General features: G+C 69.3%; 21 protein-coding genes, 4 tRNA genes and 1 riboswitch. Of the genes, 20 read left to right on the plus strand and 5 right to left on the minus strand.

Annotated elements, in window-relative coordinates:
• Window positions 1–37 precede the first annotated feature (37 nt).
• From BCL67_RS10390 to BCL67_RS10410, 5 genes are all read left to right on the plus strand, one after another.
• Window positions 38–751: a signal peptidase II gene (locus BCL67_RS10390; protein ID WP_106123373.1), complete on the plus strand. Its 714-nt coding sequence runs from the start codon at window positions 38–40 to the stop codon at window positions 749–751.
• Window positions 748–1,698: an RluA family pseudouridine synthase gene (locus tag BCL67_RS10395; RefSeq protein ID WP_106123374.1), complete on the plus strand. Its 951-nt coding sequence runs from the start codon at window positions 748–750 to the stop codon at window positions 1,696–1,698. The genes BCL67_RS10390 and BCL67_RS10395 overlap by 4 nt, the downstream gene beginning before the upstream one ends.
• A gap of 2 nt (window positions 1,699–1,700) precedes the next feature.
• Window positions 1,701–5,237 (plus strand): DNA polymerase III subunit alpha, encoded by a 3,537-nt coding sequence (dnaE, locus tag BCL67_RS10400; protein ID WP_106123375.1) that lies wholly within the window; start codon window positions 1,701–1,703, stop codon window positions 5,235–5,237.
• A gap of 105 nt (window positions 5,238–5,342) precedes the next feature.
• Window positions 5,343–5,846 carry a transcriptional regulator NrdR gene (gene nrdR, locus BCL67_RS10405; RefSeq protein ID WP_106123376.1) on the plus strand — a complete coding sequence of 168 codons (504 nt, stop codon included), beginning with the start codon at window positions 5,343–5,345 and terminating at the stop codon, window positions 5,844–5,846.
• Window positions 5,847–6,181: 335 nt separating this feature from the next.
• Window positions 6,182–9,238: a helix-turn-helix transcriptional regulator gene (locus BCL67_RS10410; protein WP_106123377.1), complete on the plus strand. Its 3,057-nt coding sequence runs from the start codon at window positions 6,182–6,184 to the stop codon at window positions 9,236–9,238.
• A 113-nt stretch (window positions 9,239–9,351) separates the two neighbouring features.
• Here the strand turns inward: BCL67_RS10410 and rpe are convergent, their stop codons facing one another.
• The 5 genes from rpe to BCL67_RS10435 are packed head-to-tail and all read right to left on the minus strand — an operon-like array spanning window position 9,352 to window position 14,440.
• Window positions 9,352–10,005 (minus strand): ribulose-phosphate 3-epimerase, encoded by a 654-nt coding sequence (gene rpe, locus BCL67_RS10415; protein ID WP_106123378.1) that lies wholly within the window; start codon window positions 10,003–10,005, stop codon window positions 9,352–9,354.
• Window positions 10,002–11,720, minus strand: a complete 1,719-nt coding sequence (locus tag BCL67_RS10420) for an RsmB/NOP family class I SAM-dependent RNA methyltransferase (RefSeq protein ID WP_106123379.1) — start codon at window positions 11,718–11,720, stop codon at window positions 10,002–10,004. Before BCL67_RS10420 ends, rpe begins: the two co-directional genes overlap by 4 nt.
• On the minus strand, window positions 11,717–12,922 hold the full coding sequence (locus BCL67_RS10425; protein WP_106123380.1) for a methionyl-tRNA formyltransferase: 1,206 nt from the start codon (window positions 12,920–12,922) through the stop codon (window positions 11,717–11,719). Before BCL67_RS10425 ends, BCL67_RS10420 begins: the two co-directional genes overlap by 4 nt.
• Before the next feature lie 14 nt (window positions 12,923–12,936).
• The gene (gene def / locus BCL67_RS10430) at window positions 12,937–13,548 is read right to left on the minus strand and encodes a peptide deformylase (RefSeq protein WP_106123381.1); all 612 of its coding nucleotides are present in this window, start codon (window positions 13,546–13,548) and stop codon (window positions 12,937–12,939) included.
• 13 nt (window positions 13,549–13,561) lie between these two features.
• Window positions 13,562–14,440, minus strand: coding sequence for a cytochrome (locus BCL67_RS10435; protein ID WP_106123382.1), 879 nt, complete (start codon window positions 14,438–14,440; stop codon window positions 13,562–13,564).
• Between the two features lie 209 nt (window positions 14,441–14,649).
• Between BCL67_RS10435 and BCL67_RS10440 the strand changes: the two genes are divergently transcribed.
• From BCL67_RS10440 to trpC, 15 genes are all read left to right on the plus strand, one after another.
• Window positions 14,650–14,723, plus strand: a tRNA-Gly gene (locus tag BCL67_RS10440).
• Between the two features lie 121 nt (window positions 14,724–14,844).
• Window positions 14,845–14,915 (plus strand) — tRNA-Cys (locus BCL67_RS10445).
• 109 nt (window positions 14,916–15,024) lie between these two features.
• A tRNA-Val gene (locus BCL67_RS10450) sits at window positions 15,025–15,096 on the plus strand.
• A gap of 54 nt (window positions 15,097–15,150) precedes the next feature.
• Window positions 15,151–15,224 (plus strand) — tRNA-Gly (locus BCL67_RS10455).
• A gap of 168 nt (window positions 15,225–15,392) precedes the next feature.
• Window positions 15,393–15,535, plus strand: a riboswitch (FMN riboswitch).
• Between the two features lie 110 nt (window positions 15,536–15,645).
• Window positions 15,646–16,722, plus strand: a complete 1,077-nt coding sequence (ribD, locus tag BCL67_RS10460) for a bifunctional diaminohydroxyphosphoribosylaminopyrimidine deaminase/5-amino-6-(5-phosphoribosylamino)uracil reductase RibD (protein WP_106123383.1) — start codon at window positions 15,646–15,648, stop codon at window positions 16,720–16,722.
• A complete protein-coding gene (ribB, locus tag BCL67_RS15925; protein WP_106123384.1) occupies window positions 16,704–18,698 on the plus strand; it encodes a 3,4-dihydroxy-2-butanone-4-phosphate synthase in 1,995 nt (664 codons plus the stop codon). The genes ribD and ribB overlap by 19 nt, the downstream gene beginning before the upstream one ends.
• Before the next feature lie 74 nt (window positions 18,699–18,772).
• Window positions 18,773–19,273 carry a 6,7-dimethyl-8-ribityllumazine synthase gene (gene ribH / locus BCL67_RS10470; protein WP_106123385.1) on the plus strand — a complete coding sequence of 167 codons (501 nt, stop codon included), beginning with the start codon at window positions 18,773–18,775 and terminating at the stop codon, window positions 19,271–19,273.
• A gap of 14 nt (window positions 19,274–19,287) precedes the next feature.
• Window positions 19,288–19,551, plus strand: coding sequence for a phosphoribosyl-ATP diphosphatase (locus BCL67_RS10475; RefSeq protein WP_106123386.1), 264 nt, complete (start codon window positions 19,288–19,290; stop codon window positions 19,549–19,551).
• Window positions 19,552–19,610: 59 nt separating this feature from the next.
• Entirely contained in the window at window positions 19,611–20,462 is an 852-nt protein-coding gene (gene hisG, locus BCL67_RS10480) for an ATP phosphoribosyltransferase (protein WP_106123387.1), read from the plus strand.
• A 14-nt stretch (window positions 20,463–20,476) separates the two neighbouring features.
• Window positions 20,477–21,241: an imidazole glycerol phosphate synthase subunit HisF gene (gene hisF, locus BCL67_RS10485; RefSeq protein ID WP_106123388.1), complete on the plus strand. Its 765-nt coding sequence runs from the start codon at window positions 20,477–20,479 to the stop codon at window positions 21,239–21,241.
• A 7-nt stretch (window positions 21,242–21,248) separates the two neighbouring features.
• The gene (hisI, locus tag BCL67_RS10490; RefSeq protein WP_106123389.1) at window positions 21,249–21,662 is read left to right on the plus strand and encodes a phosphoribosyl-AMP cyclohydrolase; all 414 of its coding nucleotides are present in this window, start codon (window positions 21,249–21,251) and stop codon (window positions 21,660–21,662) included.
• Complete coding sequence (trpE, locus tag BCL67_RS10495) at window positions 21,655–23,280, plus strand: anthranilate synthase component I (protein ID WP_106123390.1); 1,626 nt, start codon at window positions 21,655–21,657, stop codon at window positions 23,278–23,280. The genes hisI and trpE overlap by 8 nt, the downstream gene beginning before the upstream one ends.
• Entirely contained in the window at window positions 23,277–24,032 is a 756-nt protein-coding gene (locus tag BCL67_RS10500; protein ID WP_106123391.1) for a Trp biosynthesis-associated membrane protein, read from the plus strand. Before trpE ends, BCL67_RS10500 begins: the two co-directional genes overlap by 4 nt.
• 224 nt (window positions 24,033–24,256) lie before the next feature.
• Entirely contained in the window at window positions 24,257–24,637 is a 381-nt protein-coding gene (locus BCL67_RS10505) for an HGxxPAAW family protein (protein ID WP_106123392.1), read from the plus strand.
• The gene (gene trpC / locus BCL67_RS10510) at window positions 24,638–25,441 is read left to right on the plus strand and encodes an indole-3-glycerol phosphate synthase TrpC (RefSeq protein ID WP_106123393.1); all 804 of its coding nucleotides are present in this window, start codon (window positions 24,638–24,640) and stop codon (window positions 25,439–25,441) included.
• The last annotated feature ends 115 nt before the right edge of the window (window positions 25,442–25,556 follow it).

Genomic DNA, 25,556 nt, shown 5'->3' on the forward strand with positions numbered 1-25,556 from the left:
AGCAGCCAGGGTGACACCTGGCCTGTAGAATCCAACGGTGTCGAAACAGCTCTCAGAAGACCATCAGCGGTCCACGCGAAACCCGTCCCGCCGAACTGCACTCATCGTGGCAGCGGCCCTGGCGGTGTTCGCCTGGGCCGCTGATCAGTTAACCAAGGTCTGGGTCGAGACCACCATGACCCTCGGGGAGCAGACCGAGGTGCTGCCCCCGGTGCTCTACTGGCGGTACCACCTGAATCCCGGCGCCGCGTTCTCCATGGGCACCGACTACACCTGGATCTTCACACTGATCATGATCGTGGTGCTCGGCTACGTCGGCTTCAAGAGCCGGGAACTCGGCGGCTCCTGGCTCTGGACCCTGGGCCTGGGCGGGCTCGCCGGCGGCGTCGCCGGCAATCTCACCGACCGGATCTTCCGTGACCCGTCGATGAACGGAGAAGGGATCAGCACCTTCGGACAGGGTCACGTCGTCGACTTCATCGCGGTCCCGAACTTCGCGATCTTCAACATCGCCGATTCCTTCATCGTCTGCTCCATCATCGGGATCTGCACCATGATGCTGTTCGGTCTGAACCTCGACGGCACCCGAGAGACGAACGAGACGCCCGCCGCGGCTGAACCTGAAGCCGCAGGACCTGAGACTGCAGTACCTGAGGCCGCAGGACCTGAGACCGCCGAATCCAAGACCGTGAACCCAACGACAGTGAAGCCCAAGACCGCGAACACCGACGCTGCGGAGACCGACACATGAGCACCCGACAGATCGCAGTGCCCACCGAGCTCGACGGCGGCCGCGCCGACGCCGTGCTGGCCACCCTCTTCGAGGTCTCCCGCATGGAGACCACCCAGTGGCTCAAGGAAGGATTGGTCACCTGGGCGCAGGACCGCACCCAGGGCCGCTCCGCCGGGCGCGCGGTGAAGAAGTCCGACCGTCTGCAGGCTGGAACCGAGCTCGCCGTCGTCGTGCCCGAGAAGCAGGACCCGCTCCAGGTGAGGATCGAAGCCGTGGAAGATATGACCGTGCTGCACCAGGACGACGAGATCGTGGTGGTGGACAAGCCCGTGGGCGTGGCCGCGCATCCCTCCCCGGGCTGGACCGGCCCCACCGTGATCGGCGGGCTGCTCGCCGCCGGAGTGGAGATCTCCACCTCCGGAGCCCAGGAGCGCCGCGGGATCGTGCACCGGCTCGACGTCGGCACCTCGGGTGTGATGGTGGTGGCCAAGACCGAGCACGCCTACACCGTGCTCAAGGACGCCTTCCGCCAGCGCACCACGCATAAGAGCTATCACGCTCTGGTCCAGGGCCTGCCCGACCCGGTGGACGGCACCATCGACGCCCCCATCGGCCGGCACCCCGGCCACGACTGGCGCTTCGCGGTGCTCGACGGCGGCCGCGAGTCGCGCACCCACTACCGGCTGAAGCACGCCTACGGCCGGGCCAGCCTCGTCGACGTCACCCTGGAGACCGGCCGGACCCACCAGATCCGGGTCCACTTCTCCGCGCTGGGCCACCCCTGCGCCGGAGACCTCACCTACGGCGCCGACCCGCAGCTCGCCGCCGACCTCGGCCTGACCCGGCAGTGGCTTCACGCGATGGAGCTCGGCTTCCACCACCCCAGCGACGGAGAATGGGTCAGCTACCGCACCGACTACCCTGCGGACCTCGCGCAGGCCCTCGAGATCCTGGAGAACGGCTGAGCATGGCAACCACCGGTGACTTCGTCCACCTGCACAACCACACCGAGTACTCGATGCTCGACGGCGCCGCCAAGATCGGCGAGCTCTTCGAGCAGACCCAGAACCTGGGCATGCCCGCCGTGGCCACCACCGACCATGGATTCCTCTTCGGCGCCTACGAGTTCTGGAAGACCGCGCAGAACTACGACGTGAAGCCGATCATCGGGCTCGAGGCCTATCTCTCACCCGGCACGCACCGCTCCGACCGCACCCGGGTGAAGTGGGGCGACGGGGTCATCGGGGAGAAGGACGTCTCCGGCGGCGGCGCCTACACGCACATGACCATGTGGGCCGAGAACACCACCGGGATGCACAACCTGTTCCGGATGGGCTCTAAGGCCTCCCTGGAGGGCTACTTCTACAAGCCGCGCATGGACCGGGAGCTGCTGCAGACCTACGGCAAGGGCATCATCGCCACCACCGGCTGCCCCTCGGGGGAGATCCAGACCCGGCTGCACCTGGGCCAGTACGAGGAGGCGAAGAAGGCCGCGGCGGAGTACCAGGACCTCTTCGGCCGGGAGAACTTCTACTGCGAGCTGATGGACCACGGCCTCGACATCGAGCGCAAGGTCAAGGCGGACCTGATCAAGCTCGCCCGCGAGCTGAACATGCCGATGGTCGCCACCAACGACCTGCACTACACCCACCAGCACGACCACAAGGCCCACGGCGCGCTGCTCTGCGTCCAGTCGAACTCCACCCTCGATGACCCGAACCGGTTCAAGTTCGGCTCCGAGGAGTTCTACCTCAAGTCCGCCGCCGAGATGCGCGACCTCTTCCGCGACTTCCCCGACGCCTGCGACAACACCCTGGCCATCGCCGAGCGCTGCCAGGTGGAGTTCAACGAGGCGGCCTCCTACATGCCTCGCTTCCCGGTCCCCGAGGGAGAGTCCGAGGAGTCCTGGTTCATCCAGGAGGTCGAGAAGGGGCTGCACTACCGGTTCCCGAACGGGATCCCCGACGAGGTCCGCAAGCAGGCCGAGTACGAGATCGGCGTCATCACCCAGATGGGCTTCCCGGGCTACTTCCTGGTCGTGGCCGACTTCATCACCTGGGCCAAGGAGCAGGGCATCCGAGTCGGTCCGGGCCGCGGCTCCGGTCCCGGCTCGATGGTCGCCTTCGCGATGCGCATCACCGACCTCAACCCGCTGCAGCACGGGCTGATCTTCGAGCGGTTCCTCAACCCCGACCGCGTCTCCATGCCCGACTTCGACGTCGACTTCGATGACCGTCGTCGCTCCGAGGTCATCCAGTACGTGGTCAACAAGTACGGCGACGAGCGCGTGGCCATGATCGTGACCTACGGCACGATCAAGTCCAAGCAGGCGCTGAAGGACTCCGCCCGGGTCATGGGAGAGCCCTTCGCCACCGGTGACCAGCTCACCAAGAAGATGCCGCCGGACGCCATGGGCAAGCCGATGCCGCTGGGAGACATCTACGACAAGAAGTCGTCCCGGTACTCCGAGGCCGCCGAGATGCGCGAGTTCGTCGACGCCGACCCGCGGATGACCGAGATCTTCAACCTCGCCTCGGGCCTGGAGGGGCTCAAGCGCCAGTGGGGCGTGCACGCGGCGGGCGTGATCATGTCCAGCGACCCGCTGATCGACATCATCCCGATCATGAAGCGCGAGCAGGACGGCGCGATCATCACGCAGTTCGACTACCCGATCTGCGAGAACCTCGGCCTGATCAAGATGGACTTCCTGGGTCTGCGCAACCTCACGATCATCTCCGACTGCCTGGAGAACATCGAGCTCAACAAGGGCGTCGTGATCGACCTGGAGAACCTCGAGCTCACCGACCGGGCCGCCTATGACCTGCTCGCCCGCGGCGACACCCTGGGCGTCTTCCAGCTCGACGGCGGCGGCATGCGTTCGCTGCTGCGGCTGATGCGCCCCGACAACTTCGAAGACATCTCCGCCGCCCTGGCGCTCTACCGCCCTGGACCGATGGGTGCGAACTCGCACACCAACTATGCGCTGCGCAAGAACGGGCACCAGGAGGCCACCCCGATCCACCCGGAGCTCGAAGAGCCGCTGCGGGAGATCCTGGGCACCACCCACGGGCTGATCGTGTACCAGGAGCAGGTCATGGCCATCGCGCAGAAGGTCGCCGGGTACTCCCTGGGCCAGGCCGACATCCTGCGCCGCGCGATGGGCAAGAAGAAGAAGTCCGAGCTGGACAAGCAGTACGTGAACTTCTCCGGCGGCATGGAGGCCCACGGCTACTCCGCGGCGGCGATCAAGGCGCTCTGGGACGTCCTGCTCCCGTTCTCCGACTACGCCTTCAACAAGGCGCACACCGCCGCCTACGGGCTCATCGCGTACTGGACCGCCTACCTCAAGGCCAACTACCCGGCCGAGTACCTGGCGGCGCTGCTCACCTCGGTGGGTGAGAACCGCGACAAGCTCGCGCTCTACCTCTCCGAGTGCCGACGCATGGGGGTCACCGTGACCTCCCCGAGCATCAACGAGTCCGCGCTGACCTTCACCCCGGTCGGTGACGACAAGATCCGCTTCGGCATGGGCGCTGTGCGCAACGTGGGCTCCAACGTGGTCGCCGGTATGGTCGCCGCACGCGAGGAGAAGGGCTCCTACGAGACCTTCGCCGACTTCCTCAAGAAGGTCCCGATGCAGGTGTGCAACAAGCGCACCATCGAGTCACTGATCAAGGCCGGCGGCTTCGACGAGCTCGGGCACACCCGCCGGGCGCTGGTGACGATCCACGAGCAGGCCATCGACCAGGCGATCTCCGAGAAGAAGGGCTCGCAGGCCTATGAGACCGACCTCTTCGGCAGCGCGAACATGGAGCTCGGGGACTCGCTCTCGGTCAGCGTGCCTGACCTGCCGGAGTGGGAGAAGATGGACAAGCTCTCCTTCGAGCGCGAGATGCTCGGCCTCTACGTCTCCGACCACCCGCTCCAAGGCCTCGAGCGGGTCCTGGCCCACCACGCGGACCGCTCGATCTCCTCGGTGATGGGGGAGGACGGCCCGGCCGACGGCGCCGGCATCACCATCGCCGGAATGATCACCTCGCTGCAGCGCCGGGTGGCGAAGTCCTCCGGGAACCCCTATGCACGGGCCGAGATCGAGGACATGGCCGGCACGATCGAGGTGATGTTCTTCGGCAAGACCTATCAGGCGGTCTCGATGATCCTGGCCGAGGACCTGGTGGTCTCGGTGAAGGGTCAGATAGACCGGCGCGAGGATGGCAGCGTCACGCTCAAGGCGATGGACGTGGTCGTGCCGGAGATCAATGAGGACGGCAACGCCGGACCCGTCGTCGTCTCGGTCTCCTCCCAGCGCGCCTCGGAGCACCTGGTCATGGAGCTCGGCCGGACGCTGCGCGCGCACCGCGGGACCTCCGACGTGCACGTGCGGCTGCTCTCCGGTGACAAGATCGAACTGATGCGACTGGGCCACGAATACCAGGTCAGCCCCTCACCGGCGCTCTTCGGCGACCTCAAGGTGCTGCTGGGGCCAGGCTGCCTGGAGCTCTGAGCGGCGGCCGGGCCCCCTCCCATGCACCGGAGGGGAGCCCGGAAGCCACAACATCTTGTGGTCGAAGATTTGAAGCGCACTATATGTGGTGGGTAGACTTGTCCCATGTACTGCCCCTATTGCCGCCATGACTCCTCCCGAGTCGTCGACTCCCGCATGCTTGACGACGGTTCGGGCATCCGCCGACGTCGACAGTGCCCGCAGTGCTCCAAGCGCTTCACCACGATGGAGACCACCAGCCTCAACGTGATCAAGCGCTCCGGCGCGGCCGAGCCCTTCGACCGGTCGAAGGTGATCAACGGGGTGCGCAAGGCGTGCCAGGGGCGGCCGGTCTCCAACGATGACCTGGCGGTGCTGGCCCAGGAGGTCGAGGAGAACATCCGCGCGGCCGGCAACGCCGAGGTGGACGCCAATGACGTGGGACTGGCGATCCTCGGGCCGCTGCGTCGTCTCGACGTGGTCGCCTATATGCGCTTCGCCTCGGTGTATCGCGGCTTCGAGTCGCTGCAGGACTTTGAGAACGCGATCGAGGAGCTGCGCCGCGAGGAGCTCCACGGACCTTCAAGTTCAGGTGCAACCGTGGTCCAGCCCAGATTCGGGTTCCGTTAGACTCATAGATGTACCGGTGGTGCTCTCTTCTGGGGAAGGTTGAGAGCGCCACCGGTTTTCTCATTCCCAGAAGCGTTCCGGTCATGCCGTGAGATGCAAGGATCACAGCAGGGCCGGAAGCTGACTGGCCCGGACGCACTGATGGTCCGGAGAGAACCCCCTGAACTTTCTCTCCGGACCACCTGCGCCTCCGTGGAGGCCCTCCCATTACACGCCCCCAGAACTGCCAGGACGCGCAGATCCCGCGAAACCACGTAGTTCGACCGAAAAACCCAGTAGAAGATACGGGCCGGTATAGTTCCGAACATCTGTTCCCTCGATGATAGGAGCCCACGGTGCACCGCAGTGACCCGTTCGTGGGCCGGCGCGAGGAGCTCGCGCTGATCCGTCAGGCGGCCGAGCGAGCCCGGCGCGGCAAGGCCCAGTTCGTGGTCATCGAAGGGTTCACCGGAACCGGAAAGACCCGGCTGCTGCACCAGGCGATGGCGTCCTTCCCGGAGTGGGACGAGCGCACGATCCTGCTCGACGATTCCTTGACCGACCACGAGGGATCCGCCATCCAGCACCTGCTCGGCGCTGGTCCTGCCGAGCTTGAAGGCCTGCTGGCCACCGGATTCGACGCCGCGCGGCGCCTGCAGCGGCCCTACCTGATGAGCGTGAAGAACCTCCACCTGGTCGACAAGTTCTCCGCCGACGCGCTGTGGCGGGCACTGAGCATCTTCCAGGACGGCCCGGTGCTCACGGTGCTGAGCACGCAGGGGTCGGCGCGCCCGGAGGTCCAGCGGCTCATCCGGCTGGCCCAGGCGAGCCCCCGGGGTTCCTATATCGCCTTGCAGCCGCTGCCGCTGCGGGAGGTCCGTGAGCTGCTGCAGGCACACTCCCAGCTGCCCGTCGCAGAGTCGGTCGCGGCGCAGGTGCTGCGCGAGACCGACGGCTATCCGGGACTGGTGGAGCAGGTGGGGCGCTGGCTGCGGCGGGTTCCTGCCGGAGGGCGCAGCATCGACCAGGCACTGGCCGCCACGGTGCGGTCTGCAGACTACAGCGGGATGCACCGGGATGTGCTGACCCAGATGGCCGGTCTCCATGACGCCGACCGTCGGGCCGTGGCGCTGCTGGCCGTCGCCGACACCTCGCTGAGCCGGAGTCAGCTCGAGACCGCGCTCGGGGCCGCCGTGGATCCCGCCGCTCTGCTGAGCACCGCGCTGCTCGACTGGGAGGAGCTCACCGGCGGCTATGCGGTGCCGCGCCGCTCGCTGAGCCGGGCGGTGCTCAGCGGCACCTCCGAGGAGGACCAGGCCCAGCTGCTGCTGGCGGTCTCCTCCGTGCTCCAGGGCGAGGACTCGGTGCGTCACCTGGCCGAAGCGATCCGACGCGACCCCTCGGTGGGCGACGCCGGCGAGGTCATCGGGCAGCTGCGCTGCTACGCGCTCCACGCCGCCCGGCGCCATGACTTCGTGGAGGCCTTCGACCTTGCCATGGCCGCCGTCTCGATGGCCCTCGACGACGTGGAGTCACTGAGGCTGCTCGGCGCGCTCGCCGTGCAGACCCACCGGATCTCGGCGCTGCTGGCCCTGGAGGCCTCAATTCGGGCGATGCCGGAGTCGACCTGCCGCTCCGGCATCCTGGCGCTGATGCTGCTCGAACAGTCGGACCTCGACGGGGCGCTCCAGGAGCTGGAATCGGTCACCCCACAGCCCGATCGCGGACTGCCCATCTATGCCGAAGCCGTCATCGAGGCCAACGCCCGGCTCTACGCCCTGGGGCGGCGCAGTCGCGGCGCCGCACTGGCCGGCCAGACCTCCGCCGGGCTGGCCGCCGCCCTGGGCAGTCCGGACGCCCAGGACCTCCTCGGGGACATCTTCACGCCCGGTCAGCTGCATGGGATGGATGCGATGAACCACCTGTGGCGGGAGATCTCCGCGGTGGACCCCAGCGACGCCCACGCCATGATCGACCGGATCTCGGCCGCCCTGATGTCCCTGCGCGGCCGGTCCGGGGTCGAACGCTACGAAGGGTCCATGTATGCGTTGCGCGGCGCGCTGTACCGGCAGGTCGGGGAGAAGGGCCGCGCCTACCAGGATCTGAGCGCCGCCGCCGCCCGCGACGGCACCAGCAGCTATGTCATGTACGCCCGCTCCCAGCTGGCCCTGCTGCTGTTCAGCGCGGCGTACTGGGACGAGGCGGAGCAGATGGCCGATCGCGCCGCGGGGGAGGCGCTGGCCCGCGGTGAGAACGCCGTCTCCCATGTCGCCTATGCGGTCTCGGCCGTGGTGCCGGCCGCCCGCGGCGAGGTGGAGAAGGTCCGAGCCCGGCTGGAGGTGCTGCGGGAGAGCCATTTCGCGACGGGGCCCCTGATCACCGGGACCATCGACTGGGTGGAGGCCTGCCTGGCGGCGTCGCAGTCTGATTACCGCGGGGTCGCCCGGAACCTGTTGAGCATGCGCAACGATGGCACCGCATGGTGGGCGATGGAGCCCCAGGCGGTGAGCATGCTCGCCCGGGCGCTGCACGTCAGCGGATGGGCCGCGATGCTGCCGGCGCTGCTGCGCAGCGTCGAGGACGACGCCGCCGGATTGGACTTCCAGCGCTCCCTGACCGCGCCGTATCTGCGCGGCTTCGAACGCTGGGGCGCCGACGCGCCGCGCGAGGCGATGGAGAGCTTCCTGGTGACGCTGCGCGGCTATGACGCGGCGAAATCGATCCGCCCCACCCAGCTGCCCGGGGAGGGAGGCGGATTCCGGATCTTCCGCGCGATGCTCAGCATGGACATCGCGACCCTGACCGCGGCCTACCCGCAGGAGCTGGCCCGGTATCGGGCCACGGCTCTGGAGCTCGCCGTGTGGGCGGCTTCGGTGCTGCAGTCCTGCGACGCCGATGCGCAGCTGGAACGGTCCAACCAGCTGATGGAGACGCTGCGCCCGAGGATCCAGTCCGAGGAGGTCCGCGGCGTCGGCGCGGCAGAAGCAGGTCCGGTCGGCCCGAGCGCCCTCTGGTCGGGCGCCTCAGGTCCCGGTGCCGCCAGACGTGAGGCCGCGACGGCGGACTCCGGAGCAGGCTCGGCCGCACCGCGGGAGGCAGGGTCCGGCGGGGGATCGGCAGTCGCGACGTCGCCGGCAGGCTCCAGAACCTCGGAACACGTCGTCGGATGGGTTCTCAAGGATGCCTCGGCGACGCCTCAGCGAGTGCTCAGCCTGCGTGCCGAAGACGCGCTCAGCGGCCTCTCGAAACGCGAGCGGCAGGTCTCGATGCTGGTCTCCGAGGGACGGACCAACCGCGAGGTCGCCGAGCAGCTGGTGCTCTCGGTGCGCACCGTGGAGTACCACGTGGCCAATGCCATGGCGAAGCTGAAGATCCGCTCTCGCCGAGAGCTGCGCGGCCTCGTCGGCAGCTGAACACCGGAGCTGAGCCCTGGAGCTGATTACCGGAGCTGAGAATCGACACCGAACACCATCGGCGTCCGGCGTGAGGATCGGTCCGGCCCGTCTGGGATTCCCCGCCCGGCGGGTCAGCTGGCCAGGCGGCGCAGCTCGGCGATCGCTGAGGCGGCGTCGTCGGCGGAGTAGACCGCTGATCCGGCGACGAAGGTGTCGGCGCCGGCCTCGGCGGCCCGCTGGATCGTCTCGGTGCTGATCCCGCCGTCGACCTGCAGCGCAATGCTTCCGCCCAGGTCGTCCACGGCCTGGCGGGCGCGGCGGATCTTGGGCAGGATCAGGTCCAGGAAGCTCTGCCCGCCGAACCCGGGCTCCACAGTCATCAGCAGCAGCATGTCCAGCTCGCCGAGCATGTCCAGGTACGGCTCGATCCCGGTGGCAGGCTTCAGCGCCATCGCCGAACGGCTGCCCTGAGCACGCAGCTCGCGGGCGAGCCGGATCGGGGCCTGCGCCGCCTCGGCGTGGAAGGTCACGGATTCACAGCCGAGCTCCGCGTACCGCGGCGCCCAGGTGTCGGGATCCTCGATCATCAGGTGGATGTCCATGGGCAGCTCGGTGGCCGCGCGCAGAGACTTCACCACGGGCAGCCCGATGGTCAGGTTCGGCACGAAGTGGTTGTCCATCACATCGACGTGCACCGCGTCGGCGGAGCTGATCCGGGTCAGCTCGCTCGCGAGATTGGCGAAGTCGGCGTTGAGGATGCTGGGGTGGATGCGCGGGCTGATCATCCGGCGATCCTACCGTCGGGGTTCTCGCCGGCGGATTCCTCAGCCGCCGCAGGGGTCGGCAGCGGGCGCTGCAGCAGCGCGAAGAACATGGCGTCGGTGCCGTGCACATGGGGCCAGAGCTGCACGCACCGGGCGGCGGTCTCCGTGGTGGCGGTCGCGGCGGTCTCGCGCAGCAGCGCCGCTCCAGCGTCCTCGGCGGCGGCGCGCATCGGTTCATGGGCGTCGAGCAGCACCAGCTCGGGGTGGCGGCGGAGCAGGTCATCGACCTGGATCACCGTCTCGGCCATATGCGGGGAGCAGGTCACGTAGGCCAGCAGGCCTCCGGGGGCGAGCACGCCGACGGCGGTGTCGAGGAGCTCCTGCTGGAGCGCGGTGAGGCTGGAGAGGTCTCCCGGGGTGCGCCGCCAGCGGGCCTCGGGCCGGCGTCGCAGGGCGCCGAGACCGGTGCAGGGGGCGTCGACCAGGATGCGGTGGAAGCCGGACTCTGTCGAGTCCTCCGCGATGGTCCGGCCGTCGCCGGTGCGCACCGTCCAGGCGTTCGGGTCCACGGCCTCCAGGGCCTTGGTCACCAGCTTGGCTCGGTGGGCAGCGGGCTCGTTGGCCAGCACCGAGGCGCCGCGCTGGGCGGCCAGGGCGGCCAGCAGCGCGGCCTTGCCTCCGGGGCCCGCGCAGAGGTCGAGCCAGCGCTCGGCAGCGCCTGACTGACCCGCAGTGTCTGGTTGGCCGGCGGTGCCTGGTTGACCGGCAGTGCCGGAAGCTTCCGTGGTGCCTGACTGATCCGGGAGCTCGGCGGCGGCCAGGGCGCGGGTGACCCACTGCGAACCGATGTCCTGGACGCGCAGCTGGCCTTCCCGGGTGCCGGGCAGCCGGGCGACATCTCCGCCGCGGAAGATCGCAGCCCCGGTCAGCGCGGTGGACGCCACGGCGCCGGCCTCCTGCGCGCTGCGCAGCCGGTGTCCTGGCGCCGGTCCGGTCCCGGGAAGTTCGACCAGGTGGACCTCCGGGGCGGCATTGTCCGCGCGCAGCAGCGCCTCGAGCTCGGTGCCGCGGCCGTGCAGGCGCAGCGACTGGCGCATCGCGCGCACCACCCAGGCCGGATGGGCGTAGGACAGGGCGAGCGCGTCGTCGCCGCTGAGCTGGCGGTCATCGGCGAGCTTCTCGGTCCATTCGCTCAGCGTCCTGGCGCTGACCTTGCGCAGCACCGCGTTGACCAGTCCGCTGGGTCCGGCACCGATCTCGGCACGCACCAGCGCGACGGTCTCGTCCACGGCGGCGTGGGTCTCGACTCGCATGTTCAGCAGCTGATGCGCCCCGAGGCGCAGCGCGTCCAGGACCGGGGCGTCGAGTTCGCTCAGCGGGCGGTCCACGCAGGCGCTCAAGATCGCGTCGTAGGTGCCGGTGCTGCGCAGGGTGCCGTAGGTCAGTTCGGTGGCGAAGCCGGCGTCGCGCTTGTCCAGACGTTTGCGGCTGATCTCCGCGGGCAGGGTCAGGTTGGCGTAGGCGTCGTCCCGGCTGACCGCGCGCAGCACGGTGAACGCGGTGAGCCGCGCAGGATCGGCGCGGCGCTTGCGCTGGGCGGGGGCCGCGGCGCTGAAGCCGCGGGCGGCCTGGCCCTTGCCCGGCCCGGTGGCTCCCTTTCCGCCGCGGTTGCGCTCGCGACCCTTCTCATTCCGTCGGCTGGGCGGCTGTGCTGCATCTCGGCCGCTGTGGCTCATCGGGTGCGCTCTTCCATGGGGGTCGTCGACATCGGGGAGGTCGGGAGGTTCGTGGTGGTCGGGGAGCCGGCAGCGGCCGTGGGTGAGGTTTCGGCGTGCTCAGGCAGGATCTGGTCCGGCCGCTCCTGCTCGTCGCCGCCCAGCAGCACCTGGCCGTGGAGGCCGCGGTACCAGTCGATGGCGTTGAGCATCTGCTTGCCCGAGGGCTGGACGCTGGTGAGCACCAGGTCGACGCCGTCTCCGGCGCGGAAGCCGATCACCGGGTCGGCGCCGGGCTGTTCCGGGTCGAGCTGGCGCACCTCACCGACGAGCACCTCACCGGTCGGCGGCGCCGCGTCCGCGGGACTCGCCTGGCTCGAGGCGGGATCAGCCGGGGCCGCCTCGGGGCGGTAGAGCCGGGCGACGCCGAGCTTGATCCGGTGCTCCCCGTTCAGCGTCCAGGCGCCGGGCTCAGGGATGGTCGCGTTGATCCGGTTGACCAGTTCGGCGGCCGGACGGCGCGGGTCGATGAAGGCGTCGTCGCCGGTGAGCTTGGGCGCGTAGCCGGGCTCACCGACCTGCTCCTGCGGCACCGAGGTGCCGGCCAGCAGATCGGGCAGCAGCACCATGAGCAGCGAGGCGCCGAGGACCGTGAGCTCCTCCAGGACCGTGCCGGCCGAGGTGGCTTCAGCGATCTCGTAGTGGCAGCTGCCATGGATCGGTCCGGTGTCCATCCCGCGCTCGAGCTGGAACACGGTGGCGGCGGTCTCGGTCTGCCCGGCGAGCATGGCGTGCGGCACCGGGGCCGCGCCGCGATGCAGCGGGAGCGCGGAGTAGTGCAGGTTCACCCAGCCCCGGGCGGGAGCCTCGAGGGCGGCAGCCGGCAGCAGGGCGCCATAGGCGACGACGACGCCGAGCGTGGCCTCGACCGCGGTGAGCTCGGCGGTGACCTCGGCATCCACGGTGTCGGCCTTGATCACCGGGATCCCGGCGTCCTCGGCGACCTGCGCCACCGCGGAGGGGGTCAGCTTGCGTCGTCGTCCGACCGGGGCGTCGGGGCGGGTGAGCACCGCGGCCACCTCGGCTCCCGAGCGCAGCAGCGTCCGCAGCGCGGTGGCGGCGATCTCCGGGGTGCCGGCGAAGATGATCCGACCCGGGCCGGGGGTGGTGCCGCGGGTCTCGGCGCGGGCGGCGGCCAGAGTGTCTTCGGTGAACTGCTGCATGGTCGGGGGGCCTTTCAGGAGGCGAAGAAGCTGCTGTGGCTGGTCTTGCGGGAGCCGAGAGTCTGATCGATGGCCTGACCGTACTCGCGGGAGCGCAGCGCGCGGGCGGCGGCGACCTTGTCCTCACCGGTGAGTCGGTCCACGAAGAGCCGTCCGTCGAGATGGTCCACCTCATGCTGGAAGCACGCGGCCAAGAGTCCGGTGGCTTCGCGACGGACCGGGGAGCCGTCTGGATCCGAACCGGTCAGCAGCACCCGTTGCGCGCGCACCACCGGAGCGTAGATGTCCGCAACGGAGAGACAGCCCTCGCGGAGCAGGTTCTCGCCCTCGGCGGGGCCCTGCTCGGGCTCGCGCGCGGTGAAGCTGCGCTCGCCGAGCAGGCTCAGCTCCGGGTTGATCACGGCCCCGCGCTCGCCGGCGACGTCAAAGGTGAAGATTCTGCGGCTCACCCCGATCTGCGGGGCGGCGAGTCCGATGCCGGCGACGGCGTCCATGGTCTCGAACATGTCAGCGATGAGCTCAGCGGTGCTGCGGTCCACTGCGGCACCGGCCCCTGTGGCCGCCACGGTGGTCGCAGGAGTGCGCAGCACCGGGTCGCCGATCATGCGGATGCTCAGGACAGTCATGGGAGACATTCTGTCATTGTTCAGGCTCTGGCTCTGGCCTGGTGGGGGCGGGCAGCGGCGGCGGCGCGATCGGGCGCAGAGCGGTGCCGGCGGCCGCCGCGGATCTGCTGTGCTCCCAGACCTGACGCAGCGCCCAGAACTTGTGCCAGTGCGATTTCAGGACCGCCGGATTCGCCTGGTTCGGCACCACCTCCGCCTCGGAGACTGCCACCGCCAGCAGGATCGGGTCCTCGCCGTAGGGCCAGGGCTTCCACTCTCCGGACCGGGCGTCGACCAGCATCTCCTCGGCCTGCATCCCGGCCACCAGCTGCATCACCACGGAGTCGCTCAGCGGCTTGGCCCGGCCGTCCCGGCTCAGTCCCTTGGTCTTGAAGTCGATGATGCAGGTGCGCCCCCCGATATCAGCCACCAGATCCAGCGTGCCGGCGTATCCGAGCGTGTGGTTCCACACCGTCACCTCGGCAGCGAGCGGCGTCACCCCGTAGAGCTGCCACCATTCATCGAAACGGTCGGCGAAGCTGGTCTCCCGGTGTTCGGCGAGTGCCTCGCGAGCCGCACCGGCTCCATGGGTGACGCCCAGGGCCTCGAGCGCGACCTGCTCGGCATATTCATGGACCCGGTCCCCGCGAGCGGCTGCGGCGTCCCGGAACCGCTCCGCGGCCGAGGATGCCTGGCGCGCGAGCCGTTTGAGCTCTGCGGGGGAGCCGACGGCGCTGGCAAGCCGCTGGTCACCGGCGAGCTCCGCGCTGGCCATATGACCGGCCCAGCCGGTCAGGTCCTTGTGCTCCTGCGAGATCACGGTGGTGATCGAGGGCACCTCAGGCCTGCCGCCGAGGGAACGGGAGTACATGCGGCCGTGGTCTGTGGCGTGCGCGAGGCTTGGCTGTGTCATCGCCTCCAGTCTGCCACCTGCCTCGGACACGGCCGCAGGTCCGCCACGAAACGCGCCCGTCGGCACTCGAGGCCCTTCCTGTGGACCGCTGACCCGGCCGCCGGCCCCGCAGGACGGGGGATCGGCGACCCGATTGGACGAGCGGCGGAGACCTGCGCTATCGTTTCAAGTCGTTGAAACGCCGCGAAAAACTGCGGCTGGACAGCACTGCGGATGTAGCTCAGCTGGCTAGAGCATCACCTTGCCATGGTGAGGGTCGCGAGTTCGAATCTCGTCATCCGCTCGCAGGAAAAAGCACGTGAGTATGAGAGGATTCATTGCGGATCCTCTTCGAAGTGTCAGGGCCTGACCAGGCCTTACCACTGAACGTCGACCGAAGACTCGTCAGGTCGGAAGTTGACTGCGGTGGGGTGGCCGAGTGGCGAGGCAGCGGCCTGCAAAGCCGTTAACGCGGGTTCGATTCCCGTCCCCACCTCGCAGGTGCGTCCGGTTCGCCGGGCGAAATGACATAGGGTTGAGAACGAGCACAACAGAACAAGCAGCACAGAGCAACACGCCACGGTGGTTGGAGACACCACACACTGGCGCGATTAGCGCAGCGGTAGCGCGCTTCCCTGACACGGAAGAGGTCACTGGTTCGATCCCAGTATCGCGCACTGAGTGCAGGAAATGCGGCCATCCTTTGGGACGGCACGGCATCCTGAACTCATGCGGATGTAGCTCAGCTGGCTAGAGCACCACCTTGCCATGGTGGGGGTCGCGAGTTCGAATCTCGTCATCCGCTCAGATGGGCCGCCCGGCAGGCGGCAGATGAAGAGGGCTCGAGACCACCAGGTCTCGGGCCCTCTTCGCGTCTCATGCCCCGTGACGTCGTCTCACGTGAAGCAACGTTTCACCCTCAGCGCGATCGAGCCCACCCACACCGCGCATGTGGCACACTTGGTGCTACACATTTCGTGCTCCGGGATCGGCGAAAGTCCGAACCGGCGGTCATAGTCCGCGACCCGAGTTCCGCCCAGTCCGCTGGGCAGGTCTCGGTTGAATCGGTGAAATTCCGATACCGACAGTCACAGTCTGGATGGGAGAAGCACGAGAGCCTCTGTGGCCGTCTTCGCGAACCCGCGGGCCGACCGCCTGGGCTCGACCGACGTCACCGCGGCGTCGGCCTCCCCGGAGTGCGTCGACACGCTGGGAAGGACGATGCGGTGCCAGACGAAGCGGTCATGCGCCAGGCCCTCGACGCCGCCATCCGCGGCGTCCGCGGAGCGAATCCGCTGGTCGGCGCGATCCTGGTCTCTGCCGCAGGGGAGGTGCTGAGCACCGGCCACCACCGCGGAGCCGGGACCTTCCATGCCGAGCGTGACGCGCTGGAATCCTTCGCCCGCGAGCATCCCGCCGGAGCGGACCTCGGCTCCGCCACCCTGTACTCCACTCTTGAGCCCTGCCGCCACCAGGGCCGCCAGCCCGCCTGCACCCGGCTGATCATCGACGCCGGTGTGGGACGTGTGGTCCACGGCGCGTCGGACCCCTCGAGCAACGGCGGGGGGGCCGACGTGCTGCGGCGCGCCGGCGTCGACGTCGTCTCCGGGGTGCTGGCCCAGCAGTGTGAGGCGCTGAACCACCGCTGGGTCGCCGCCGCGGTGCAGGCGCGCCCCTTCGTCACCGCTCATCTCGCGCAGACTCTGGACGGGCGGATCGCCGCCCCCGACGGCACCAGCCAGTGGATCACCTCCAAGGCGTCCCGCGACCACACCCACATGGTGCGCAGCCGGACAGACGCGATCCTGGTCGGCACCAACACCGTGGCCGTGGATGACCCCCGGCTCACCGCGCGCACCCCGACCGGCGAGCTCACCCTGCGCCAGCCGCTGCGCGTGGTCATGGGGATGACGCCCGTGCGGCCTGCGCAGAAGCTGACCCAGGGACTGCCCGAAGGTGACGGCTGGCTCCACCTGCGCACCCGTGACCCGCTGGCCGCGCTGCAGGAGCTGGCGCAGACCACCCATGGCGGCTACCCGATCAAACACGTCCTGGTCGAGGGCGGTCAGAGCGTGCTCTCGGCCTTCTTCGCCGCCGATCTCGTCGACGAGGTCTTCGCCTACCATGCGCCGCTGCTGCTCGGAGCTGGTCGAAGCAGCGTCGGCGACATCGGTGTGAGAACCCTGAGTGAGGCGCCCCGCTTTGCTCTTGACCCCGCTGACAGCGGGCCGGTGCAGATCATGGACCCCGATGTCTGTGTGCACCTGCAGCCGAAAGGAGACACATGTTCACCGGAATCGTGACTGGTTTGGGAGAGGTCCTTGCACGGCGGTTCGACCCCGCCAAGGGTGTGGAGCGGCTGAGCTTCTCAGCCCCGGGACACACCGCGGGACTGGGTCTCGGCGGCTCGATCGCCGTCAACGGTGTCTGTGTCTCCGCGGTGGCCATCGAGGACGATCAGATCAGCGTGGAGCTGATCCAGGAGACCCTCTCGCGCACCACCCTGGGGCAGCTCCAGGTGGGGGACCCGCTGAACCTCGAACGCTGCCTGCCCTCCGGCGCGCGACTGGACGGGCACGTGGTCCAGGGACACGTCGACGGCCTGGCCCAGCTGATCCTCGCCGACCCCCAGGACGGACGGCATCGCTTCCTGATCAGCCAGGACCTCGCGCCGTACATCGCGGAGAAGGGCTCCATCGCGATCAACGGGGTCTCGCTGACCGTCTCCGCGGTCTCCGCGCCGGGATCCAGCGACCCCTTCTTCGAGGTGGGACTGATCCCGACCACGCTGGCCGACACCACCCTGGGCAGCACCGGCATCGGGGCGCAGGTCAACGTCGAGGTCGACGTGCTGGCGAAGTATGCCCGCCGGATGCTCCAGTTCGACCAGCACCTCGCCGACGCCGATGCCTCCGTCCCCGACACCGCCGCCGAACGCCAGCCGGAGGCTGTGCCGGCGATCCCGCAGCCGGAGACCCCGGCTCCGGTGCTGGACCGGATCGACGTCGCGCTCAACGAGCTCGCCGCGGGCCGACCGGTGATCGTCGTCGATGACGCCGATCGGGAGAACGAGGGCGACATCATCTTCCCGGCCGCCATGGCCACGCCCGAGCTGATGGCGCTGACCATCCGCTACACCTCCGGGGTGCTGTGCGTCCCGATGACCCCGGAGCGCGCCGAGCACCTGGGGCTGCCACCGATGGTGACCGAGAACGAGGACCCCAAGGGCACCGCGTACACGATCAGCTGCGACGCGACCAGCGGAGTCAGCACCGGGATCAGCGCCGCAGATCGGGCAAAGACCGCGAACGTGCTGGCCGACCCGGCGAGCACCGCCGCGGACCTCAGCCGCCCGGGCCACCTCTTCCCGCTGATCGCGGATCCGTCAGGAGTGCTCGGACGCGACGGCCACACCGAGGCCGCCGTGGACCTCTGCCGGCTCGCCGGGCTCCCCGAGGTCGGCGTGATCGCCGAGCTGACCCACGACGACGGTCGGATGATGCGCCTGCCCGCGCTCCGTGAGTTCGCCGACGAGCACCAGTACGCGCTGATCTCGATCGCGGACCTGATCGTCTACCGCGGCGGCACCCCCAGGCCGGGCACCGCGATGGACGCGGTGGCTGCGAGCTGGGAGGCCCCCCACGACGAGATCTCCAAGCTGGTCACCCCCGGCCCGGTGGTCACCCTGCCCACCGACCACGGGGTCTTCGCCGCCCAGGTCTGGACCGAGCACGCCACCGGGCATGAGCACATGCTGATCTCCGCGCTCTCCCAGGCGCCCGGCGAAGGCCGGGAGAGTGCCGATCGGCCGCTGATCCGGATGCACTCCGAGTGCGTCACCGGCGACGTGCTGGGCTCGCGACGCTGCGACTGCGGCACCCAGCTGGCCTCCGCCCTGGAGTCCATCCAGCGCGACGGCGGACACCTGCTGTATCTGCGCGGCCACGAGGGGCGCGGGATCGGCCTGGCCAACAAGATGCGGGCCTATAAGCTCCAGGAGCAGGGTGCAGACACCGTGGAGGCCAACGAGATGCTGGGCCTGGCCGCGGAGCTGCGCGACTTCTCCGGCGCCGCCGCGATCCTCTACGCCTCGGGCATCCGGAAGCTGATGCTGATGACCAACAACCCGCTGAAGGTGCAGACCCTGCGCGACGCCGGGCTCGACGTCGAGCTGGTGCCCTCCACCGGAGTGGTCCATGAGACCAACCGCCGGTACCTGGAGACCAAGCGCGACCGGATGAACCACACCCTGGACCACCTCCAGCTCCACGAACAGTGATCCCCTGAGAGCGATCCACTGAACGTTATCCCCATGACACCCACAGCGCCGACCACCACAGCAGAGGAGCCCGCATGAGCGGCACCGGAACACCCCAGATCGATTCTGAAGAACTTGCCGCGCTGCGCACCGCCGCCGCCGAGCTGAACCTGCGCGTCGCCGTCGTGGCCTCGCGCTGGCACGAGGTCGTCATGGACGGGCTGATCAGTGGTTCGCACCGCTTCTGCGCCGAGATCGGCCTCGAGGACGTCACCGTGATCCGGGCGCCGGGCTCCTTCGAGCTGCCGGTGCTCGCCTCCCACGCCGCGAAGAGCTTCGACGTCGTCGTCGCCCTCGGTGTGGTGATCCGCGGCGGCACCCCGCATTTCGACTACGTCTGCACCGCCGCCACCGACGGACTGAGCCAGGTGGCGCTGAGCACCGGGACCCCCGTGGGCTTCGGCCTGCTCACCTGCGACGACGAGGCGCAGGCGCTGGACCGCGCCGGCCTGCAGGGCTCCAAGGAGGACAAGGGCTTCGAGGCGGCGCACGCCGCCGTGGCCGCAGCCGTGGAGATCGCCGCGCTGAACCGGTGAGATACCCTGGAGCGGTGAAAACCTTCGATCAGCTCTACGCCGAACTTGCCCAGAAGGCCGAGACCCGTCCGGAGGGCTCCGGCACCGTCGCAGCCCTCGACGCCGGGGTCCATCAGATCGGCAAGAAGGTCGTCGAGGAGGCCGCCGAGGTCTGGATGGCGGCCGAATACCAGAGCGACGAAGAGACCGCCGAGGAGATCTCCCAGCTGCTCTACCATCTGCAGGTCATGATGATCGCCAAGGGCATCGCTCCCGAGGACGTCTACAAGTACCTCTGAACCTCCCGGGCGAGTTCACCGACACCGCCATCACCTGCACACGAAAAGACGAGATCCCTATGCTGCGCATTGCTGTTCCGAACAAGGGTGCCCTCTCCGAGGCCGCCATGGAGATGCTCTCCGAGGCTGGCTACGTCCAGCGCCGCGACCGGCGCGAACTGGTCATGCTCGATGAGGAGAACGGGGTGGAGTTCTTCTACCTGCGCCCCCGCGACATCGCCGTCTACGTCGGCGCCGGCACCCTCGACGTCGGGCTGACCGGTCGCGACCTCTTCCAGGACGCCCGGGTCGACCACGGCGCCGAGGAGGTCCTGGGGCTGGGCTTCGGCAAGTCCACCTTCCGCCTGGCCGGACCTAAGGGGCGCTTCAGCAGCGCCGCCGACCTCGCCGGCACCCGGGTGGCCACCAGCTATGACGGCCTGCTGGCCCACTGGTTCGAGAACCAGGGCGTCCCCGACGTCGAGGTCGTCCACCTCGACGGCGCGGTGGAGACCGCCGTGCGGCTCGGCGTGGCCGATGCCATCGCTGACGTCGTGGAGACCGGCAACACGCTCAAGGCCGCCGGGATGGAGACCTTCGGCGAGCCGATCATGCAGTCCGAGGCGATCCTGATCTCCGGCCGCGGCCAGCACCCCGAGGGCCTGGACCGGCTCATCCGCCGACTGCAGGGCGTCCTCGTGGCCGCGCAGTACGTGATGATGGACTACGACGTGCACCGGGACCTGCTCCCGGCCGCCGCCGCGATCACCCCGGGCCTGGAATCACCGACCATCTCTCCGCTCGCAGATGAGAACTGGGTGGCCGTGCGCTCCATGGTGCCGGCGAAGAAGACCAACCAGCTGATGGACGAGCTCTACGAGCTCGGTGCCCGCGCGATCCTGGTCTCCTCCATCCACGCCTGCCGAATCTGAGCAGAGGACGGTCGATGACACTTTCAGTCCGAGTCATCCCCTGTCTCGACGTCGACGCCGGTCGCGTGGTCAAGGGGGTCAACTTCGAGAACCTCCGCGACGCCGGGGACCCGGTGGAGCTGGCGCACCGCTATAACCGTGCCGGAGCCGATGAGCTGACCTTCCTCGACGTCACCGCCTCCTCGGCCGACCGGGAGACCACCTACGACGTGGTGACCCGCACCGCCGAAGAGGTCTTCATCCCGCTGACCGTCGGCGGCGGGATCCGCTCACCGAAGGACGTGGACCGGCTGCTGCGCACCGGGGCCGACAAGGTCTCGATCAACACCGCCGCGGTCTCCCGCCCCGAGGTGATCAACGAGATCGTCGGCCGGTTCGGCAACCAGGTCCTGGTGCTCTCCCTCGACGCCCGGCGCAGCGAGGCCACCGAGTCCGGGTTCGAGGTCACCACCCACGGCGGCCGCACCGGCACCGGGATCGACGCGCTGGCCTGGTGCCGCGACGCCGCTGACCGCGGAGTGGGGGAGATCCTGCTGAACTCCATCGACGCCGACGGCACCCGCGACGGCTTCGACACCGAGATGATCTCTGCGGTCCGCGCGGTCACCCGGGTCCCGCTGATCGCCTCCGGCGGCGCCGGAGTCCCGGCGCACTTCCCGCCCGCCATCGCGGCCGGCGCCGACGCGGTGCTGGCCGCCTCGATGTTCCACTTCGGGCCCGATGACATGATCGCCCAGGTCAAAGACGCCATTCGATCCGCCGGATACCCGGTGAGATGAGGTCCGCATGAGCAGCAGCGAAGAAACCGAGACGGCAGAGACCCCCGAGCCGTCGACCCCCGAGCCGTCGAGCCCTGAGTCGGAGCAGCCCGGGTCGGTGTTCGAGGCCGTGCGCTTCAACGCCGACGGGCTCGTGCCGGTGATCACCCAGGACGCCGAGACCTCCGAGGTGCTGATGCTGGCCTGGATGAACGCCGAGGCGCTGGGCATCACCCTGGCCACCCGTCAGGGCGTGTACTTCTCCCGCTCCCGCCAGGAGCTCTGGCGCAAGGGCGCGACCTCCGGCAACGTCCAGCATGTGGTCTCCCTCGCGCTGGACTGCGACGGCGACACCGTGCTGATGCGGGTGCAGCAGTCCGGACCCGCCTGCCACACCGGCACCACCACCTGCTTCACCGGACGGGAGATCACCGATGCATGACCTCGGCACCGTGGTCCCCGGAGCGGAGGAGTTCCTCGAGCTGGCCCAGGACCACCGGGTGATCCCGGTGACCATGACGCTGCTCACCGACTCGCACACCCCGCTGAGCATCTACCGGGCGCTGGCCACCGACGACGCCGGAGCGGCCCGCCCGGGCACCTTCCTGATGGAGTCCGCCGCCCCCGGCGCCGCCTGGTCCCGGCACTCCTTCATCGGGGTGAGCTCCTCCGCCACGCTCAGCGCGGTCGACGGCGCCGCGCACTGGATCGGGGAGCCCCCGGTCGGCACCCCGCGCGAGGGCACCACCGCCGAGGTGCTGCGCAAGACCCTGGAGTTCCTCGCCGGGACCGCCACACCAGGCCCCGCCACAGACGCTGAACCGGCCCCCGCTGCGCGCGCGACCCCGGGCCGGCCCTTCATCGAGGAGCTGCCGCACCTGACCTCCGGCCTGGTCGGCTACGCCGGCTGGGACGTCATCCGGCACTGGGAGAAGCTGCCCCATCCGCCGACCGATGACCTCCACGTCCCGGAGATGGCGATGAACCTGGTCTCGGACCTGGCGGTGCATGACAACCGCGACGGCACCGTCACCCTGGTCGCCAACGCGATCAACTTCGACGGCCAGGACACCGGAGCCGAGCGCGCCTACACCGACGCCGTCGCCCGGCTGCACCAGATGAGCGCCAAGCTCGCCGAGCCCGTCGCCCCGGTGGTCTCCACCGCGCAGCCGGACTGGGGCGCGGCGGTGAAGCAGGACCTCACCGACCGGGTCGTCCACGCCTGGGACCAGGACGAATACCTCGCGACCCTGGGCAAGGCCAAGCAGGCCATCATCGACGGTGAGGTCTTCCAGATCGTGGTCTCCCGCCGGTTCGAGGTCGAGACCGACGTCGACGCCCTCGCCGTCTACCGGATGCTGCGGCTGCTGAACCCCAGCCCCTACATGTACCTGATGCACTTCGAGACCCCCGACGGCGAGCCCTACCAGCTCGTGGGAGCCTCTCCGGAGGCGCTGGTCACCGTGGAGGACACCACCGTGATCACCCACCCGATCGCCGGCACCCGCCCCCGCGGGGAGACCCCGAAGCAGGACGCCGAGCTCGCCGAGGACCTGCTGGCAGACCAGAAGGAGCGCGCCGAGCACATCATGCTGGTGGACCTGGCGCGCAACGACCTGGCCAAGGTCTGCGTCCCGGGCTCGGTCCAGGTCACCCGGTTCATGGCGGTGGAGCGGTTCAGCCACGTGATGCACCTGACCAGCCACGTCCAGGGTGAGCTCGCCCCCGAGCACAGCGCCTATGACGTGCTCTCGGCGACCTTCCCGGCCGGCACGCTCTCCGGGGCGCCGAAGCCGCGCGCGCTGCAGCTGCTCGACGCCTGGGAGCCCACCCGGCGCGGCATCTACGGGGGAGTGGTCGGCTACTTCGACCTCTCCGGACGGATGGACGCCGCCATCGCGATCCGCTCCGCCCTGCTCAAGAACGGCCGCGCCTACGTCCAGGCCGGCGGCGGGATCGTCGCGGACTCCGACGACGACGCCGAACGTCTGGAGACCGTGAACAAAGCCGCGGCGCCGCTGCGCGCGGTGCTGGCCGCCGATCGTCTGGAGCACACATGAGTGAGACCACCCCTGCCCCGCAGAACCCCGAGCCGCACCGTTCCAGGGCGCAGGGTCGCGCGACCTCGCGCCTGAGCGGGATCATGACGCGCCGCAACGTGGTGCTGATGTCCCTGCTCGGCGGCGCGCTGCTGCTGATCTCCTCCACGATGACCTGGGTCACCGCCTACGGCCTGGGATCCACCTCCTCGGTCCAGGAGGTGGCCATGACGGGCGCGGAGCTGGTGGAGACCGTCACAGCGATGGGTCTCGTCGGGCTCGCCGCCGGCGTGGCCGTGACCATCGCGAGGCGGCTGGGCCGCGTCGTCATCGGTTCGGTGCTCTTCGGCGCCGCCATCATCGCGCTGCTCGCCATCCGCTCGGTCCTGGCCGATCCGGCAAGCGTCGCCTCCACGGCGCTGGGTGAGATCACCGGCACCACCGCCGCAGCCCAGCGCTATGAGCTGAGCATGGCAGTCTGGCTGGGCTTCGCGGGTGCGCTGCTGCTGCTGATCGCCTCCCTGGGACTCCTGCTGGTCTCCTACCGCTGGCCGGACCGCCGGTCCCGCAAATACCAGGTCAACACGGCTGAAGATGCTTCCGAAGCACCGGGCGAGGGTGCCGGGCCGGACGCCGGACAGCCCGGATCCCAGCAGAGACCCGGGACGAACCGCAGCGCCCGCGGCACCAGGGCCAGCGGGACCGAGCCTGACGAGTTCGACCTCTGGGACGGGCTCTCCGACGGCGATGACCCCACCGACCCGCGCCGCTGACGCCCCGCGGGCCAGCTCCCGACGTCCGCGGGCCAGCTCCCGACGTCCGCGCGGCCCAGCTGCTGGGGTCCGGCGGCTGAAGCGTCGGGCTGCCGGAAGACCTGAGCCGCTGCGACTCGGGAGGTTTCGCTCCGCGGCGTCACCGACCACGGGGTCAGGCCATACGTGGCAGAATGGTGCCCAGATTTGAATGAGCACCGCCGCACGTTCTAGAGAGGACCAGAATGGCCAACACCACTGCTCTGCGCGACACCGAGCCAGCCCCCGGCGAGAAGATCGATGACGAGTACATCCATCACGATCACATCGGCCACGGCTCCACTCCCGCGGCCTGGGCGCTCAGCCTCACCATCATCGTCGGCTCGATCATCGCCGGCCTGGGCATGGTCCTGCAGATCTGGATCCTGGTCTGGATCTCGATCCTCTTCATCCCGCTCGCCCTCACTCTCGGTGTGGTGCTCAAGGCCAAGGGCTATGGCGTGGAGATGGACTCCAACGCGGTGCTCAAGCAGCACGAGAGCGCCCGCGACCACCAGGGCCCGGCCACCACGGACAACTCCCGCGGCGGCCAGGACCAGCGGCGGTCAGAAACCGCAGCTCGCTGAATGGTGACCGTCCTCGACTCGATCATCGCCGGAGTCCGCGAAGACCTCCAGGAGCGCCGCGCCGCGATCTCGCATGAGCAGATCGTGGCAGCAGCGGCCGCCGCGCCCCCCGCGCTGGATGCCCACGCGGCGCTGCTCGCCGGGCGCGACGACCCGCACGGCGTGCGGATCATCGCCGAGGTCAAGCGGTCCTCACCCTCCAAGGGTGCCCTGGCCGAGATCCCCGATCCGGCGCGGCTCGCGAAGTCCTATCAGGACGGCGGGGCCGCTGTGATCAGCGTCCTCACCGAGGCCCGACGCTTCAACGGAAGCCTGGCAGACCTGGACGCGGTGCGCGCCGCCGTCGAGATCCCGGTGCTGCGCAAGGACTTCATGGTCGACTCCTACCAGTTCTACGAGGCCCGCGCCCACGGCGCCGACCTCGTGCTGCTGATCGTCGCAGCACTCGATGACGACCAGCTGCGCGACTTCCTGACCCTGACCCACGAACTGGGCATGGAGGCCCTGGTCGAGGCGCACACCGAGGAGGAGATCGCCCGGGCCGTCGCGCTGGGCGCCAAGATCGTCGGAGTCAACGTGCGCAACCTCAAGACCCTGGAGGTCGACGTCGCGCACTATGCCACGATGGCCCAGCACCTGCCAGCCTCAGTGGTGCGGATCGCCGAGTCCGGGGTCACCTCCGCCCGCGAGGTCGCCGACTACGCCGCACAGGGTGCCGACGCCGTGCTGGTCGGCGAAGCCCTGGTGAAGGACGGCGCACCGGAGACCGCGCTGCGCAGCTTCCGCGCGGCGAGCCTGGTCTGACTCAGCACCCGCGCAGCATGACCCGGGAGCCCACCCCAGAGCCTGCACCCCTGGGCACCCACCACCTGAGCTTCATACACTGAGCCGACCAGCTGAGGCTGACCGGCGGAGATCA

The organism is Nesterenkonia sandarakina (genome assembly GCF_003003175.1).
Classification (GTDB): domain Bacteria; phylum Actinomycetota; class Actinomycetes; order Actinomycetales; family Micrococcaceae; genus Nesterenkonia; species Nesterenkonia sandarakina_A.

What these genes read in the sequence shown, in the direction of transcription:
- BCL67_RS10395 (WP_106123374.1), top strand. Translation starts at nt 748, where the DNA reads ATGAGCACCCGACAGATCGCAGTGCCCACCGAGCTCGACGGCGGCCGC.
- dnaE (WP_106123375.1), top strand. Translation starts at nt 1,701, where the DNA reads ATGGCAACCACCGGTGACTTCGTCCACCTGCACAACCACACCGAGTAC.
- nrdR (WP_106123376.1), top strand. Translation starts at nt 5,343, where the DNA reads ATGTACTGCCCCTATTGCCGCCATGACTCCTCCCGAGTCGTCGACTCC.
- rpe (WP_106123378.1), bottom strand. Translation starts at nt 10,005, where the DNA reads ATGATCAGCCCGCGCATCCACCCCAGCATCCTCAACGCCGACTTCGCC.
- BCL67_RS10420 (WP_106123379.1), bottom strand. Translation starts at nt 11,720, where the DNA reads ATGAGCCACAGCGGCCGAGATGCAGCACAGCCGCCCAGCCGACGGAAT.
- BCL67_RS10425 (WP_106123380.1), bottom strand. Translation starts at nt 12,922, where the DNA reads ATGCAGCAGTTCACCGAAGACACTCTGGCCGCCGCCCGCGCCGAGACC.
- def (WP_106123381.1), bottom strand. Translation starts at nt 13,548, where the DNA reads ATGACTGTCCTGAGCATCCGCATGATCGGCGACCCGGTGCTGCGCACT.
- BCL67_RS10435 (WP_106123382.1), bottom strand. Translation starts at nt 14,440, where the DNA reads ATGACACAGCCAAGCCTCGCGCACGCCACAGACCACGGCCGCATGTAC.
- ribB (WP_106123384.1), top strand. Translation starts at nt 16,704, where the DNA reads ATGTTCACCGGAATCGTGACTGGTTTGGGAGAGGTCCTTGCACGGCGG.
- ribH (WP_106123385.1), top strand. Translation starts at nt 18,773, where the DNA reads ATGAGCGGCACCGGAACACCCCAGATCGATTCTGAAGAACTTGCCGCG.
- hisG (WP_106123387.1), top strand. Translation starts at nt 19,611, where the DNA reads ATGCTGCGCATTGCTGTTCCGAACAAGGGTGCCCTCTCCGAGGCCGCC.
- hisF (WP_106123388.1), top strand. Translation starts at nt 20,477, where the DNA reads ATGACACTTTCAGTCCGAGTCATCCCCTGTCTCGACGTCGACGCCGGT.
- hisI (WP_106123389.1), top strand. Translation starts at nt 21,249, where the DNA reads ATGAGCAGCAGCGAAGAAACCGAGACGGCAGAGACCCCCGAGCCGTCG.
- trpE (WP_106123390.1), top strand. Translation starts at nt 21,655, where the DNA reads ATGCATGACCTCGGCACCGTGGTCCCCGGAGCGGAGGAGTTCCTCGAG.
- BCL67_RS10500 (WP_106123391.1), top strand. Translation starts at nt 23,277, where the DNA reads ATGAGTGAGACCACCCCTGCCCCGCAGAACCCCGAGCCGCACCGTTCC.
- BCL67_RS10505 (WP_106123392.1), top strand. Translation starts at nt 24,257, where the DNA reads ATGGCCAACACCACTGCTCTGCGCGACACCGAGCCAGCCCCCGGCGAG.
- trpC (WP_106123393.1), top strand. Translation starts at nt 24,638, where the DNA reads ATGGTGACCGTCCTCGACTCGATCATCGCCGGAGTCCGCGAAGACCTC.